Below are 14,396 nucleotides of genomic sequence, written 5' to 3'. Positions count from 1 at the left end.
GCATGATGGCGGCATGAAGCAATCGACCGCGATCAAGATCGCCACCGGCGTCGCCGCAGCCGCGATCGGCGGCCTGTTCCTCTATTCGCGCGCGACGCGCCCGCCGGTGATCAACCCCCGGGTGCCGCAGCCCGCCAGGCCGGTCGACCTCGCGCGCTATGCCGGCAAGTGGTTCGAGCTCGCCCGGCACGAGAATCGCTTCCAGAAGGGGCTGGACGCGGTCACCGCGGAATACACGCTGGAGAAGGACGGCAAGGTCCGCATCGTCAACAGCGGCCTCCGCGCGGGCGACAAGGAGCGCGACGTCGCCGAGGGGCTCGCGATCGTCGCCGACGAGGCGACCCGCGCCAAGCTCAAGGTCTCGTTCTTCGGGCCGCTCTACACCGGCGACTATTGGGTGCTCGACCATGGCGACGACTATGACTGGTCGATCGTCGGGGAGCCGAGCGGCCGCTATCTCTGGGTGCTGAGCCGCGATCCGCACCCGGCGCCCGAGCTGGCGCAGGCCCTTCGCGAGCGGGTCGAGGCGCTGGGTTACGACCGCTGGGCGCTGCGCATCACGCGGCAGGACTAGGGCAGCGCATCGATCCACGCGTCCACGATCGCCGTCCCCGGATAGTCCGGATCGCCGAGCGACCGGTTGATCTCCATATGCCCGCGCAGCCCCCGGCCGCGCAGCCCGCGCACCTCCGCCGGCGTGCCCGCCTTGCGCAATGCTGCCGCCAGCGCTTCGGACTGGCGGCGGCCGTCCTCGCGCTCGACATGCAGGATCAGGAAGCGCGGCGCGTTGGGCGCGGCGGCGTGGAGCGTCGGCGAGAGCGCGCGCTGCCGCGCCGGATCGGTGCCGAACGCCTGGGCATAGGTCGGGCGCATGATCCCCGGCCCCTCGCCCGATTGCGCGGGCACGTCATAGGCCGCCCCGTCGAGCAGGATGACGCCCTTGAGTTGGTCCATGCCCACCCCGGCGCGCTTCAGATATCGCGGGTCGGTGGCAATCAGCGCCGCGAGGTGCGCGCCCGCGCTGTGCCCGGCGAGCACGAGGCGCGAGGGGTCGATGCCGAGCGTTCGCGCGTCGCGGATCAGCCGCGCGATCCCGTTCGCCACGTCCTGCGCCTGATCCTCGACCTCGGCATCGGGCACCAGCCGGTAGTTCACCGACGCGAAGGCGAAGCCCCGCCCCGTGAAGTGCGCGATCTTGGCCGCGCCGGTCGCGTTGCGTTTGTCGCCGCGCTTCCAGCCGCCGCCATGGACGAAGACGAACAGCGGCGCGGGTCCCTTGGCGCTGGCGGCGGGGTAGAAGTCCAGCCGCTGCAACGCGTCGGCGCCATAGGCGATCTCGCGCGCTTGAGGCGCCGCGGGGCGCTGCGCTGCCACCGGCGCGGCCGCCAGCGCGGCGAGGATCAGTGGCGGCAGGATCGATCGGATAGGCATGGCTCGCACCTGTCGGTTGGTCGAAAACAGCTACCCCGCGCCGCGCGCTGCGGCCATCAAAACAGTGTAACGATTTGTTGCGAGGGACCGATGGAGCGGATCGACATCACGGTGACCGGCGGGTGCCAGTGCGGCGCGGTGCGCTATCGCGCGACGCAGATGCTCGACAATGCGCATCTCTGCCATTGCCGCATGTGCCAGAAGGCGGTCGGCAACCTCTTCGCCGCCTTGGTGGCCGCGCCCAACGAAGCGCTCGAATGGACGCGCGGCACGCCCGCCGCGTTCCGCAGCTCCGAGCATGTCGACCGCGGCTTCTGCGCCGATTGCGGAACCCCGCTCTACTATCGCAACCTCAAGGGCAGCCGCACCAACCTCACCATCGGCTCGCTCGACGATCCCACCGCCTTCCCGCCCCGGACGCAGATGGGCAGCGAGGCGCGCATGCCGTGGTTCGGCGACCTCCCCGCGCTCGAGGACATCGGCGCGACCGAGGCGCAGGACGCGGACTGGGCCGCCGCGATCGCCGCGAGCAACCGCCAGGCGCCGGATCGCGACTGATCGGTCGAACCGAGCGACTGGCACGGTGACATGTGCGGCCGGCCTTGGCCCCGGAAATGCCGCTGTCGCATAGTTCCGGCAGCTCATGCTCGAGGGGAGCACGCATGCCGCACGCCGCATCGAAGATGGTCCTGCTCGCCGGCCTCGCAGGTCTGGCGATGGAAGCGCAAGCCGCGCCGCCGGGCGTGGCAGGCGCGCCACGGCCGGCCCCGCAGAAAGCCTCCCGTCCCTGCTCCCCGGACAGCCTGTCGCAGGCCGAGCAGCAGCGGCTGATCAGCGGCTATCGCCAGCGCCTGCGCACCGACGGCAAGGCCGCGGCGCAAGCCTGGGCGCGAGTCCAGTCGGACCGCGCCTATCGCCAGCTCGTCGCCGAGGGCGTGTGCCCGGGACCCGGCGGCCGGAGCCCGCAGACCGCCCGGGCGACCCGGCGCGCGGCCCCCGGGCGCCTGCTCAACAAGCAGGGCAAGCCGTGCCGGCGGATCGAGGTGGAAAACCAGGTCTTCCCCAATTTCGGCGGGGCGCCGATGACGATGGGGCTGGTCAGCGTCTGCAAGGACTGACGACCCCGCCCCTCACACCGTCCAGATCAGCACATTCCCCAGCGCCACCAGCGCGCAGACGATCATCAGCACGCCCTTCTGCCGCTCGCCCTTGCGGATGAACCACACCCCGCCCCAGGCCAGCGCGAAGGCGGCGAGCATCAGCAGCGCGAGGACGGTGGAGCCGGCGGTGGGTAGGCTTTCCATGCGCCACGCCATGCCCAAAGCCGAGCTTCGCGTCGAGCGAAGATATAATTGCGATTGACTCGCAATAGCCAATCGATAGGAAGGCGCGGAAGGGAGCGCCCGTGTATCATTATCTCGACCGCAGCGTCTCGTCGCTCGATCTCGGCGGCCGGTTCATCGTCTGGGCGGCGCGCGGCTGGGTGCAGGCGGTGAGCCGGCGGCAATGCCCGTGCCATGCGCTCGGCGACGGCTTCACCCGCTGGAACGCGACGGCGGCGTTGCAATCCTTTTCCATGGCCATGGCAATTCTTAATTGCGAAGCTGGCGAACCGCTCTATTTCCGCGCCCCAGGCCATAGCCGCGTCAGCGACGACGAGGCGCTGCTGCTCGACCTGTTCGAGCAGGCGCCGCGCCGGCCCCAAAACGAGATGCGGGAGATGCTGGGCATGATCGTCCCTCCGACGAGCGCGCCCTCGCTCCAGATCGCGATCGAAACCGCGGCGGCGGCGCTGGAGGCGATCGGCCTCGGCCCGTCGGCGCAAACTGGAAACTGAAGTGATGAGTGACCGCAACCATATCCCCCTCGCCCCCTCGGCGGCGCTGACGGTCGAGACCGTGACCAGCGTTCGTCATTGGAACGAGCATCTGTTCAGCTTCACCATCACGCGTCCGCAGAGCTTCCGCTTCCGCTCGGGCGAGTTCGTCATGCTCGGCCTGCCGGGGGACGGCCGCCCGCTGCTGCGCGCCTATTCGATCGCCAGCCCGGCATACGCCGAGGAGCTCGAATTCCTCTCGATCAAGGTGCCCGACGGCCCGCTGACCTCGCGGCTCCAGCTGATCCAGCCGGGCGACCAGCTGTTCCTCGGCCGCAAGCCGACCGGCACGCTCGTCACCGACGCGCTGTTGCCCGGCAAGCGGCTGTTCTTCCTGTCGACCGGCACTGGCCTCGCGCCCTTCCTCAGCCTCGCGCGCGATCCCGACGTCTACGACATGTTCAACCAGATCCTGCTGGTCCACTCGGTGCGCCGCGTCAGCGACCTCGCCTTCCGCGAGGAGCTGGAATCGCAGCTCGCCGGCGATCCGCTGGTGCAGGACCAGGCGCTGCTCCAGTTCGGCTACCTCCCGACGGTGACGCGAGAGCCCTTCCCGACCGACCAGCGCATCGGCACGCTGATCGAGAATGGCGCGCTGTTCGGCCCGCAGATGGGCGGCGAGAAGCGCCTCGACCCGGAGACCGACCGCATCATGCTGTGCGGCAGCATGGAGATGATCAAGGACCTGTCGGCGATGCTCGACGGCCTCGGCTTCGAGGAAGGCTCGAACGCCAAGCCGGGTCATTACGTGATCGAGCGCGCGTTCGTGGGGTGAGGTTGGGGCGGCGGCGCTGATCGTGATGTCCGCTATGGGTGGAAGCGGCCTTTCTGCTCAGCACTTCATTCGCTCACAATCTCGGGCACGGTGATCATGGGTTCGAAGGTTACCGTAATTCGCCGCAGCGAGTAACCTTGCGCCTCAACCTCGGCGAGAGTGCCGCGATCAATGCCCTGCTCGATGCGCGGATCAGTCTTGGCGATTGCCTTTACGAACTCCCACGGAGCATAGGCCGACGGCAAATTGCTCCCAGTCGGATCGGCGGTTGTTCCCCAGAAATTTTGCGCGCCCTGGAAAATGTAGAGCATTTCAGCTCCTTTGCCCCCCGCTCGCCCGAGTATGACATAACTTTCTGTTACCAGCGCGGTCGTGATGTCCGCAATGGGATCGTTTACGGCCATCCGCTTTCCGTCATCCCGGCCTTGTGCCGGGATCCACGGCGCCCCGGACGCCGGAACCGGCCGTCAGCGGCCCGGCCACAAACGGCTCGCCCCCTTCCAATGTTGGAATTCATCTGATCTACCCTGATCGGTGAAACCCCGGCCAGCCAGTCCCGATTCCAGCACGCATCGCGCGAGCATCGCCGCGCCGGTGGCGCGCGAGCGGCGCATGCCCGCCGCGTCACCGGCGCCAAGCCGCGTCCCCGCGCGTTACCGCCGCGCTGGTGGCGCGTCGGTGGCGCGTGACTGCCGCGTCGCTGCCGCGCGCCCGGCGCGTCCCCGCCGCGTCGCCGGCGCGAACCCGCCGCGTTCCCGGCGCATCTGCGACAAGCACCGCGTTTCGAGTCAACCTTGTCAACCCGGCCGGCGCTCAGTCGGTCGACCCAAGCACCTTGGCATAGGCCTCCGGATCGGCATTGCCGCCCGACAGCACGACCAGCGTGTCGGGTGTCGGATCGACCTTCCCCGCCAGCAGCGCGGCGAGCGCGACCGATCCGCCCGGCTCGACCACCAGCCGCAGCCGCCGCGCCGCCCAGCGCTGCGCCGCGCGCACCTCGGCCTCGCTCACCGTCACCCCCTTCGCATCGCGGCGCGAGAGCACGTCGAAGGTGAGCGGCGAGGGCTGGAAGGTCTGCAGCGCGTCGCACGCCGTGGGCGGCGGCGAATCGCCGACCGATTCGATCCAGCCATTGGCGAGGCTGCGGCACATGTCGTCCCAGCCCTCGGGCTCGACGATCGTGGTTTCCGCCTCGGGCAGCGCCAGCGTCACGCCGGCCGCCAGCCCGCCGCCACCGCACGGCACCACCACTTGGCCCGGATCGGGCAGCCGCATCTCGGCGCATTGGGTCAGCACCTCGATGCCGATGCTCCCCTGCCCCTCGATGATCCACGGATCGTCGAACGGCGGCACCAGCGTCGCGCCGCGGGCATGGGCGAGGTGCGCCGCGATCTTGGTGCGGTCCTCCTTCATCCGGTCATAGGCGACGACCTCGGCGCCCAGCGCCAGCGTCGCCTCGCGCTTCGCCGCGGGCGCGTCGGCGGGCATCACGATCACCGCCGGCATGCCGAGCCGTTTCGCCGCCCAGGCCACGCCCTGCGCGTGGTTGCCCGAGGAGAAGGCGACCACGCCCTTGTCCTTGTGCTCGGGGGCGATCGCGGTGAGCCGGTGCCACGCGCCGCGGATCTTGAACGCGCCGATCGGCTGCAGGCATTCGGCCTTGAACATCACCGGAATCCCGCGGATTTCCGCCACCAGCAGCGGAGTCGGCGGCAGGATCGCCGCCACCTTCGCCGCCGCGTCGCGTACCCCGGCCCGGGTCGGTTGTCGCAAAATCGTCACAAATCACCCCGCATCGAAAAAACGGACCCCGAATCGCTTTACAAGGGGGACCCCCGACCCTATGTGGCCTGTCCGCTGCCCCATGGGACTTCCACCGCAAGGCAGTGTTTTTTCACCGTACGCCGGCAAGGCAATTGGAGGTCCCTTGAGTTGCACAAGCATCATAGCGCGCTGGGGCTAGCGAAAGCCCTTCGTCCCGTCGAGCCGGTAACGCTCGTTCGTCCGCACGCTGCAAAGCGAGCCGCCCGCTTCTTCGTCGAGAAGTTTCCGGGAACGGTTCTCTATGCCGTGAAGGCGAATCCCTCTCCCGAACTGCTGCAGATCCTGTGGGACAGCGGCGTGACGCATTACGACGTCGCGTCGATCGGCGAGGTGCGCATGGCGCGCCGCGCTTTGCCCAAGGCGACTTTGTGCTTCATGCACCCGGTCAAGGCCGAGGAAGCGATCGAGGAGGCCTATTTCGTCCACGGCGTGCGCACCTTCAGCCTCGACACGATGGACGAGCTCGAGAAGATCGTGCGCGCCACCCGCGGAGCGCAGGACCTGAACCTGTGCGTGCGCATCCGCGTGTCGTCGGACCACTCGAAGCTCAGCCTCGCGGCCAAGTTCGGGGCGGAGCCCGAGGACGTGAAGGAGCTGCTCGTCGCGACCCGCCAGGCGGCCGACGCGCTTGGCATCTGCTTCCATGTCGGTTCGCAGGCGATGACCCCGGCGGCCTATGCCGAGGCGATGGAGCGCGTGCGCGCGGCGATCGTCGCCTCGTCGGTCACGGTCGACATCGTCGATGTCGGCGGAGGTTTCCCCTCGACCTATCCGGGGATGGAGCCCCCGCCGCTCGAGGCCTATTTCGGCGTGATCCACAACGCGTTCGAGAACCTGCCGATCTCGTACAGCGCCGAGCTGTGGTGCGAGCCGGGCCGCGCGCTCTGCGCCGAGTACAGCAGCCTGATCGTGCGCGTCGAGAAGCGCCGCGGCGACGAGCTCTACATCAACGACGGCGCCTATGGCGCGCTGTTCGATGCGGCGCATGTCGGCTGGCGCTTCCCGGTCCGCCTTCTCCGTGAGGGCGTGGACGCGGAGACGGCGGAGTTCAGCTTCTACGGTCCGACCTGTGACGATCTCGATCACATGGCGGGTCCGTTCGAGCTGCCGGCGGACGTGCAGGCGGGCGACTATATCGAGGTCGGCATGCTCGGCGCGTACGGCGCGGCGATGCGCACCGCGTTCAACGGCTTCGGCTCGGACATCGTCCACGAAGTGACCGACGAGCCGATGGACACGCTCTATTCGGGCATCGCGATCGAGCGTCCGAGCAACGTCGTCAGCCTCGACCAGTTCAAGCGCCGCGCGCGCCGCTGAGGCTGATGACTCGCTGGCGAAACAGGGCCGTCATCCTCCGGGGTGGCGGCCCGTTTCCATGCTGACACCAAAACGCAGCTTGAGCGTCTATAGTGCCGCCCGGTCGAATCACCGAAGGAGAGGTTAGATGAAGATCGTGACCAGCCTGAGCTTCAAGGGCCAGTGCCGCGAGGCTTTCGAGTTCTACGCCCAAGTCCTCGGCGGCAAGGTCACCGCCGCCATCCCCTATGGCGACGGCCCTCCCGACATGCCGGTCGGCGAGCAGTATAAGGACTGGCTGATGCATGCCTGGCTCGACGTCGGCGACGAGTCGATCATGGGCGCCGACATGGACACCGACTGGGCCCCCAATATCGACAAGCCCAAGAACGGCTTCGACGTCACGCTCCACACCGAGGACAAGGCCGAGGCGCAGCGCTGGTTCGAGGCGCTGTCCGAGGGCGGCCGCGTCGTCATGCCGTTCGCCGAGACCTTCTGGTCGCCCGGCTTCGGCTCGCTGGTCGACAAGTTCGGCGTGCCGTGGATGGTCAACACCAACCCCACGGAGGGCTGGACGCCGGCACAGGGCTGAAGGCGAAGCGGCTCCCTGGTCCTTCCCAGCGCCGGGGAGCCGCGTCACGCGTCGCCGCTCGCGTCGCGTGCCGCCACGCCCATGGCCCGTTCATTCGCCCTTCGACCAGGCGATGGCATCGGCGCCGGCTGGCAGCACCATCGGAATGCCCGGATCGGTCGCGGCGCGATAGATTGCATCGGCGACGTCGTGAGCGGTTGTGACATTGCCCGGATCCCCGGACTGCAGGGCTGCCAGCGTGCGTTGAGCGAACGCTTCATAAGCCTCGGGGAACCATCCGCGTCTCGCGATCCACGCTTGCGCGGTTGTCCCGAAGCTCGTTGCGGGCGCACGGCCCGGCACGACGACTCTCGCCCGGATGCCGAATTCGGCGAGCTCGGCCGCTGCCGACTCCGTCAACGCGGTCATCGCCGCCTTGCTCGCGCGGTAGACGGACAGCAGCGGGAGGGGCTTGTAGATCGTGCTCGAGCTCACGTTCACGATCACGCCCGAGCGCCGTTCGCGCATCCCCGGCAGCACCGCCTGCATCATGGCGATGGTGCCGAACAGGTTGGTCTCGAATATCTCGCGCACCGTTTCGACCGGCGTGCCTTCCACCGCATTGAGCCACCCGATGCCCGCGTTGTTGACGAGCACGTCGATCGGTCCGGCTTTCGAGACTGCCTCCGCGATGCTGCTGCTATCGGTCACGTCCAGCGGCAGCACGCGCAGCTTGTCGGAAACCGGTAATGTGCTGGCGGCTGGATCGCGCATCGTCGCCACGACGGTCCAGCCACGATCGAGAAAATAGCGCGCGGTTTCGCGCCCGAACCCGGTCGAGCAGCCGGTGATGAGAACATTATTCATGAAAATGACTCCTTGCGAGGCAGCGTTCGCAGGGTAATTTATGAACGATCCTTCAGTTCTGGTATTCGCATCTATGAACCGCCCCGCACCCGCGTTGCTTCAGCCCAGAAAAGCGCCCCGACAAGCGCGTTCCGCGGCAACGATCGATGCGATTCACACCGCGACCATTCAGGTTTTGCTGGCGGAAGGCGTGGGACGCTTGACGACCACGCGAGTGGCCGAACGCGCCGGTGTTTCGATTGGATCGATGTATCAATATTATCCGCACAAGCAGGCGCTTCTCTTCGCGATCGTCGAGCGCCAGCTCCAGTCGATCATGTCCGCAATGCTGGTAGCGGCACAGCATCTCGAAGGTCGCGACGTCGCCACCGTCGCGGAGGGTCTGGCGATCGCTTGGCTCGACGCGAAGACGGCGGACAGGGTCGCGTCGCGCGCCATCTACGGTATCGCCGCTGAATTCGATCTTGGCGAGGTGATGGGCGAGGCCAAGCGGCAGATGACACAGGTTATCGGCCAGTTGCTCGCCGCGGCGCCCGATGCGCGTTTCGCCGATCTCGCCTCGGCTGCCTTCATGCTCACCGCCCTGCTCGGCGGTTCGGTGCGCATGGTGATGGAAACCGAGGATTCCGAAGATAGCCTCGCGTGTCTGCGCCAGGAGCTGCCCCGAGCCTGCAAAGCTTATCTGGCGGCCGCCAACTGGGGTGCGGCGCAAGGTGCCCCTTGCCTGCGAGACTAGACCTTACGCCTTGCCGTCGAGGATCGCCTCGATCTCCTCGGTGACCTCGGCGATGTCGGCCATGCCGTCCACCCGCTTCACCAGGCCGCGCGCCTCGTAGATCGGCAGGATCGGCGCGGTCTTGGCGCGATACTCGGCCATGCGCGTGCGCACGGTCTCCTCATTGTCGTCGGGGCGGCGCTTGAACTCATGCCCGCCGCACTGGTCGCAGGTCTCCGCTACCGCCGGCAGCTTGAACTTGTCGTGATAGCCCTCGCCGCAGGTCGCGCAGGTGAAGCGGCCCGTGATGCGCTCGACCAGCGCGTCCTCGTCGACCACCAGCTCGATCACATGGTCGAGCTTGCGGCCGCGCTCGGCCAGGATCTGGTCGAGCGATTCAGCCTGCGCCGCAGTTCGCGGATAGCCGTCAAAGATCGCGCCCTTCTCGGGACCCAGCTCGTCGAGCTTCTCGCCGATGATGCCGCTGACGATCGCGTCGCTGACGAGCTCGCCGGCCTCCATCACCGCCTTGGCCTGGAGGCCCACCGGCGTGCCTGCCTTCACCGCGGCGCGCAGCATGTCGCCGGTCGAGAGCTGGACCATGCCGCGCTCGTCCTCGAGCCGCGACGCCTGGGTGCCCTTGCCGGCCCCCGGAGGCCCCAACAGGATGATGTTCAAACCATTTCCCCTCTGTTGCCGCTCCGTCTCAGCGGAGGCGGCCGCCCTTCAGCTTCGCCTTCTTGATCAGGTCGCCATATTGATGCGCCAGCAAATGCGACTGGATCTGGGTCACCGTGTCCATCGTCACGTTGACCACGATCAGAAGGCTGGTGCCGCCCAGATAGAAGGGGATGGCGAGCGCCGACACAAGATATTCCGGCAACAGGCAGATGACGGTGAGGTAGGCCGCGCCGATCACGGTGATGCGCGTCAGCACGTAATCGAAATAGGCCTCGGTGTTCTTGCCCGGGCGGATGCCGGGGATGAACCCGCCGTACTTCTTGAGATTCTCGGCCGTCTCCTCGGGGTTGAACACCACCGCCGTATAGAAGAACGAGAAGAAGATGATGCCCGCGCCGTAGAGCAGCATGTATACCAGGCTGCCGTGCTGCAGATACTGGTTGAGGCTGATGATGAAGTCGCCCCACCAGCCCTGGCCCGCCTGCTGCTGGCCGGCGAACTGGCTGATCGTCAGCGGCATCAGCAGCAGCGAGCTGGCGAAGATCGGCGGGATCACGCCTGCGGTGTTGATCTTGAGCGGCAGGTGGCTGCGCTCCGACTGCATGCCGCGCTGCGTCTGGCGCTTGGGATATTGGATCAGGATGCGGCGCTGCGCGCGCTCCATGAAGCAGATGAACAGCACGAGGCCCGCAACCGCGGCGATGATCGCGACCAGCGTGATCGGGTTCATCGAGCCCGAGCGGCCGCCTTCGAACAGCTGGACCAGCGTGGTCGGAAGGTGCGCGACGATGCCGGCCATGATGATCAGCGAGATGCCGTTGCCGACACCGCGGCTGGTGATCTGCTCACCCAGCCACATCAGGAACATCGTGCCGCCGATGAGCGAGACCACCGCAGCGACGCGGAACAGCATGCCGGGATCGACCACTGGGGTGAGACCCTGGTTGGCGCCCAGCGTCTCGAGCCCGACCGCGATGACATAGCCCTGCACCGCGGTCAGCGCGACGGTGCCGTAGCGGGTATACTGGTTGAGCTTCTTGCGCCCGCTCTCGCCTTCCTTCTTGATCGCGGCGAGCGCCGGCGACAGCGAGGTGGCGAGCTGCACCACGATCGAGGCGGTGATGTAGGGCATCACGCCGAGCGCGATCACCGACATGCGCTCCAGCGCGCCGCCCGAGAAGGTGTTGAAGAAATCGAGCACCCCGCCGCGCGTGGTCTGCGCGAGCAGGTTGAGCTGGGTCGGGTCGATGCCCGGCAGCGGCACGAAGCTCAGCATCCGGAAGATGATCAGCGCGCCGAGCGTGAACCACAGGCGCTTCTTGAGTTCGGTGGCCTGGCCGAATTTGGACAGGTTGAGGCCGGATGCGAGTTGATCGGCTGCGGATGCCATTCAGATAATTCCCGGAAACCAAAGCGGCGGAGAAGCGTTACCCGCTGCCCCGCCGCCCATATAGGTTACTGACGGAGCAGGGCAATGCGCGGCATTGCCCCGTCCACAGCTAGATCAGGCCTTGCCGGCCTTCTTGGCGGCGATTTCCTTCTGCTTCGAGCGATGCTTGGCAGCATGCTTCTCGGCAGCCGGGACGATCGTCGGGATGGTGACCGAGCCGCCAGCCTTCTCGACCGCCTCGACCGCACTCTTCGACGCGCCGGCGACGGTGAAGTTGAGCTTCGCCTTGAGCTCGCCCTTGCCGAGCAGGCGCACGCCGTCCTTGCCGCCGCGCGCCAGGCCGACGGCCTGCAGCGCCTTGTGGTCGATGTCGGTCGCGGTCAGCTTGCCGGCATCGACCAGCTTCTGGATCGCGCCCAGATTGACCTCGGCATAGTCCTTGGCGAACGGATTGTTGAAGCCGCGCTTCGGGATGCGCATGTGGAGCGGCATCTGACCGCCCTCGAAGCCGTTGATCGCGACGCCCGAGCGCGCCTTGGCGCCCTTCTGGCCGCGGCCCGCGGTCTTGCCCTTGCCCGAACCGATGCCGCGTCCGACGCGCATCCGGCCCTTGCGGGCGCCGTCATTGTCCTTGATGTCGTTCAGTTTCATCGTCTGCACTCGCTTTCGCTTTTGTCGCGCGTGATTTCCGGAATGTCCGGAAATCGGAAAGGGGGCCGATAGCCCCCTCCCCTTCATCTGTCACCTGGAAAGGTGCCGGGGGCCTTAGCCCTCGATCACCTCGACCATGTGATGCACCTTGCGGATCATGCCGCGAACTTCAGGGGTGTCCTGCAGCTCGCTCACCTTGTGCATCTTGTTCAGGCCCAGACCGACCAGCGTCGCGCGCTGATCCTTGGTGCGGCGGATCGGCGAACCGGTCTGCTTCACCTTGACGGTCTTGGCGGCTTCCTTCTTGGCCATGTGCCTTACTCCACGATCGCCGCGGCATCGGCCTCGGCGGTCTGTGAACCGCCACGGCCGAGCAGGTCGGCGATCTTCTTGCCGCGCCGCTGGGCGACCGCCTTCGGCGAAGACTGGTCGTTCAGCGCCTCGAAGGTGGCGCGGATCATGTTGTAGGGGTTCGAGGTGCCGACCGACTTGGTCACCACGTCGGCAACACCCAGGCTCTCGAAGACGGCGCGCATCGGGCCGCCCGCGATGATGCCGGTGCCCGCAGGCGCCGAGCGGACAGTGACCTGGCCGGCGCCGAAATGGCCCTTGCCGTCATGGTGCAGCGTCCGGCCCTCGCGCAGCGGCACGCGGACCATCTTCTTCTTGGCCGAAGCGGTCGCCTTCGAGATCGCCTCGGGGACCTCGCGAGCCTTGCCATGGCCGAAGCCGACGCGGCCCTTGCCGTCGCCCACGACCACCAGCGCCGCGAAGCCGAAGCGCTTGCCGCCCTTCACCGTCTTCGAGACGCGGTTGATGTGGACCAGCTTCTCGATCAGTTCCTCGCCGCCGTCCTCGGCATTGCCGCCGCGACGGTCGTCACGACGGCCGCGGCCGCCGCGATCGCCGCCGCGCCCACCGCGCTCGCCGCCACCGCGGCCGCCACGGCCACGACGGGGGGCATCGGCTGCGCCGGCCTCGGGACCGCCCTCGACGGGCGCCTGATTCAGTTCGTCAGCCATAATTAGAACTCCAATCCGCCTTCACGGGCGGCATCCGCCAGCGCCTTGACGCGTCCGTGGAACAGGAAACCGCCGCGGTCGAACACCACCTGCGTGACGCCGGCCTTCTTGGCGGCTTCCGCGATGCGGATGCCGACGGCCTTGGCGGCATCGATGTTCGCGCCGGTCGAGCCGCGCACGTCCTTGTCGAGGGTCGAGGCAGCGGCGAGGGTCTTGCCCTGCGCGTCGTCGATCACCTGGACGTAGATGTGCTTGCCCGAACGGTGCACCGAGAGCCGCGGACGGCTGCCCGAGCGCGCCTTGAGCGCGGTGCGATTGCGGCGACGCCGCTTCTCGAAGAGCGAGAGACCCTTGCTCATTACTTCTTCTTCCCTTCCTTGCGGAAGATGAACTCGCCGTCGTACTTGATGCCCTTGCCCTTGTACGGCTCCGGCTTGCGCCAGCGGCGAATTTCGGCCGCGAACTGGCCGACCTTCTGCTTATCGTTGCCCGAGATCTCGACCGTGGTCTGATCCGGCGTCTTGACCTCGACGCCTTCCGGCACCTCGAGATCGACGTCGTGCGAATAGCCGAGCTGCAGCTTGAGCTTGCGGCCCTGGGCGTTCGCGCGATAGCCGACGCCGGTGATCAGCAGCTTCTTCGAGAAGCCGTCGGTCACCCCGGTCACCAGGTTCTGCACCAGCGTGCGCTGCATGCCCCAAAAGGCCTTGGCGCGCTTGGTGTCGTTCGCCGGCTTGACCGTGATCGTGCCGTCGCCCACCTCGTACGAGATGTCGTCGGCAGTCGGCATGCTGAGGGTGCCCTTGGGCCCCTTGACGCTGATCTTGCCGCCCTCGACGCTGGCGGTGACGCCGGCGGGGACGGTGATCGGCTTCTTACCGGTGCGGCTCATCAGAACACCTCCGCCAGCACTTCGCCGCCGACATTCTGGTCGCGCGCTTCGGCGTCCGACAGAACGCCACGCGGCGTCGAGACGATCGTGATGCCGAGGCCGTTGCGAACGCGCGGGAGCTCCTTGCTGCCCGAATAGACGCGGCGGCCCGGCTTCGAGACGCGCGCGATCGACTTGATCGCGGGCTGCCCCTCGAAATACTTCAGCTCGATACGGATGCCGGCCGCGGGGCCCATCTGCTCTTCGCTGTAGCCACGGATATAACCCTCGCGCTGAAGCACGTCGAGGACACGCGCACGCAGCTTGCTCGCCGGCGTCAGGACGGAGTCCTTGCGGGCGCGCTGGCCGTTGCGGATGCGGGTGAGCATATCACCCAGGGGATCGGTCACTGCCATCTTCGTAACC

At 67.5% G+C, this 14,396-nt stretch carries 21 protein-coding genes; 8 read left to right on the top strand and 13 right to left on the bottom strand.

The window, feature by feature from the left end; genetic code table 11:
• The first annotated feature begins 13 nt into the window (after positions 1–13).
• Positions 14–574, top strand: coding sequence for a lipocalin family protein (locus ACO227_RS12640; RefSeq protein ID WP_423602183.1), 561 nt, complete (start codon positions 14–16; stop codon positions 572–574).
• On the opposite strand, the gene ACO227_RS12635 is transcribed toward ACO227_RS12640, so the two are convergent.
• Positions 571–1,431, bottom strand: a complete 861-nt coding sequence (locus tag ACO227_RS12635) for an alpha/beta hydrolase (protein ID WP_423602182.1) — start codon at positions 1,429–1,431, stop codon at positions 571–573. The two genes, ACO227_RS12640 and ACO227_RS12635, sit on opposite strands and share 4 nt — an antisense overlap.
• A gap of 90 nt (positions 1,432–1,521) precedes the next feature.
• Here ACO227_RS12635 and ACO227_RS12630 point away from each other — a divergent pair, with 90 nt between their 5' ends.
• Both ACO227_RS12630 and ACO227_RS12625 read left to right on the top strand, forming a co-directional pair.
• Positions 1,522–1,989 (top strand): GFA family protein, encoded by a 468-nt coding sequence (locus ACO227_RS12630; RefSeq protein WP_423602181.1) that lies wholly within the window; start codon positions 1,522–1,524, stop codon positions 1,987–1,989.
• A 104-nt stretch (positions 1,990–2,093) separates the two neighbouring features.
• A complete protein-coding gene (locus ACO227_RS12625) occupies positions 2,094–2,549 on the top strand; it encodes a hypothetical protein (RefSeq protein ID WP_423602180.1) in 456 nt (151 codons plus the stop codon).
• 12 nt (positions 2,550–2,561) lie between these two features.
• Here ACO227_RS12625 and ACO227_RS12620 read toward each other — a convergent pair whose 3' ends face one another.
• Entirely contained in the window at positions 2,562–2,735 is a 174-nt protein-coding gene (locus ACO227_RS12620; RefSeq protein WP_423602179.1) for a hypothetical protein, read from the bottom strand.
• Positions 2,736–2,836: 101 nt separating this feature from the next.
• On the opposite strand from ACO227_RS12620, the gene ACO227_RS12615 reads away from it, so the two are divergent.
• Positions 2,837–3,268, top strand: a complete 432-nt coding sequence (locus ACO227_RS12615) for a hypothetical protein (RefSeq protein WP_423602178.1) — start codon at positions 2,837–2,839, stop codon at positions 3,266–3,268.
• A 4-nt stretch (positions 3,269–3,272) separates the two neighbouring features.
• Positions 3,273–4,082: a ferredoxin--NADP reductase gene (locus ACO227_RS12610; protein WP_423602177.1), complete on the top strand. Its 810-nt coding sequence runs from the start codon at positions 3,273–3,275 to the stop codon at positions 4,080–4,082.
• A gap of 65 nt (positions 4,083–4,147) precedes the next feature.
• On the opposite strand, the gene ACO227_RS12605 is transcribed toward ACO227_RS12610, so the two are convergent.
• A complete protein-coding gene (locus tag ACO227_RS12605) occupies positions 4,148–4,486 on the bottom strand; it encodes a hypothetical protein (RefSeq protein WP_423602176.1) in 339 nt (112 codons plus the stop codon).
• 409 nt (positions 4,487–4,895) lie between these two features.
• Entirely contained in the window at positions 4,896–5,864 is a 969-nt protein-coding gene (locus ACO227_RS12600) for a threonine ammonia-lyase (protein WP_423602175.1), read from the bottom strand.
• 150 nt (positions 5,865–6,014) lie between these two features.
• Here ACO227_RS12600 and ACO227_RS12595 point away from each other — a divergent pair, with 150 nt between their 5' ends.
• Both ACO227_RS12595 and ACO227_RS12590 read left to right on the top strand, forming a co-directional pair.
• Complete coding sequence (locus ACO227_RS12595) at positions 6,015–7,223, top strand: type III PLP-dependent enzyme (RefSeq protein ID WP_423602174.1); 1,209 nt, start codon at positions 6,015–6,017, stop codon at positions 7,221–7,223.
• 127 nt (positions 7,224–7,350) lie between these two features.
• Positions 7,351–7,794, top strand: coding sequence for a VOC family protein (locus tag ACO227_RS12590; RefSeq protein ID WP_423602173.1), 444 nt, complete (start codon positions 7,351–7,353; stop codon positions 7,792–7,794).
• A 90-nt stretch (positions 7,795–7,884) separates the two neighbouring features.
• Here ACO227_RS12590 and ACO227_RS12585 read toward each other — a convergent pair whose 3' ends face one another.
• Positions 7,885–8,640, bottom strand: a complete 756-nt coding sequence (locus tag ACO227_RS12585) for an SDR family oxidoreductase (protein WP_423602172.1) — start codon at positions 8,638–8,640, stop codon at positions 7,885–7,887.
• Positions 8,641–8,713: 73 nt separating this feature from the next.
• On the opposite strand from ACO227_RS12585, the gene ACO227_RS12580 reads away from it, so the two are divergent.
• Positions 8,714–9,376 (top strand): TetR/AcrR family transcriptional regulator, encoded by a 663-nt coding sequence (locus ACO227_RS12580; RefSeq protein WP_423602171.1) that lies wholly within the window; start codon positions 8,714–8,716, stop codon positions 9,374–9,376.
• A 3-nt stretch (positions 9,377–9,379) separates the two neighbouring features.
• Here the strand turns inward: ACO227_RS12580 and ACO227_RS12575 are convergent, their stop codons facing one another.
• The 8 genes from ACO227_RS12575 to rpsH all read right to left on the bottom strand — a co-directional run bounded on the left by ACO227_RS12575 (position 9,380) and on the right by rpsH (position 14,386).
• A complete protein-coding gene (locus ACO227_RS12575; protein WP_423602170.1) occupies positions 9,380–10,033 on the bottom strand; it encodes an adenylate kinase in 654 nt (217 codons plus the stop codon).
• A gap of 28 nt (positions 10,034–10,061) precedes the next feature.
• Entirely contained in the window at positions 10,062–11,426 is a 1,365-nt protein-coding gene (gene secY, locus ACO227_RS12570; protein WP_423602169.1) for a preprotein translocase subunit SecY, read from the bottom strand.
• A 114-nt stretch (positions 11,427–11,540) separates the two neighbouring features.
• Positions 11,541–12,077: a 50S ribosomal protein L15 gene (gene rplO / locus ACO227_RS12565; RefSeq protein ID WP_423602168.1), complete on the bottom strand. Its 537-nt coding sequence runs from the start codon at positions 12,075–12,077 to the stop codon at positions 11,541–11,543.
• 114 nt (positions 12,078–12,191) lie between these two features.
• Complete coding sequence (gene rpmD, locus ACO227_RS12560) at positions 12,192–12,389, bottom strand: 50S ribosomal protein L30 (RefSeq protein WP_066574399.1); 198 nt, start codon at positions 12,387–12,389, stop codon at positions 12,192–12,194.
• 5 nt (positions 12,390–12,394) lie between these two features.
• Positions 12,395–13,099, bottom strand: coding sequence for a 30S ribosomal protein S5 (rpsE, locus tag ACO227_RS12555; RefSeq protein WP_423602167.1), 705 nt, complete (start codon positions 13,097–13,099; stop codon positions 12,395–12,397).
• Between the two features lie 2 nt (positions 13,100–13,101).
• The gene (rplR, locus tag ACO227_RS12550; RefSeq protein ID WP_423602166.1) at positions 13,102–13,458 is read right to left on the bottom strand and encodes a 50S ribosomal protein L18; all 357 of its coding nucleotides are present in this window, start codon (positions 13,456–13,458) and stop codon (positions 13,102–13,104) included.
• Positions 13,458–13,991 carry a 50S ribosomal protein L6 gene (rplF, locus tag ACO227_RS12545; protein WP_423602165.1) on the bottom strand — a complete coding sequence of 178 codons (534 nt, stop codon included), beginning with the start codon at positions 13,989–13,991 and terminating at the stop codon, positions 13,458–13,460. The genes rplR and rplF overlap by 1 nt, the downstream gene beginning before the upstream one ends.
• On the bottom strand, positions 13,991–14,386 hold the full coding sequence (rpsH, locus tag ACO227_RS12540) for a 30S ribosomal protein S8 (protein ID WP_423602164.1): 396 nt from the start codon (positions 14,384–14,386) through the stop codon (positions 13,991–13,993). The genes rplF and rpsH overlap by 1 nt, the downstream gene beginning before the upstream one ends.
• Positions 14,387–14,396: the final 10 nt, after the last annotated feature.

The organism is Sphingomonas sp. MS122 (genome assembly GCF_049532975.1).
Taxonomy (GTDB): Bacteria; Pseudomonadota; Alphaproteobacteria; order Sphingomonadales; family Sphingomonadaceae; genus Sphingomonas.
This window is presented reverse-complemented; position numbering and strand designations above follow the sequence as displayed.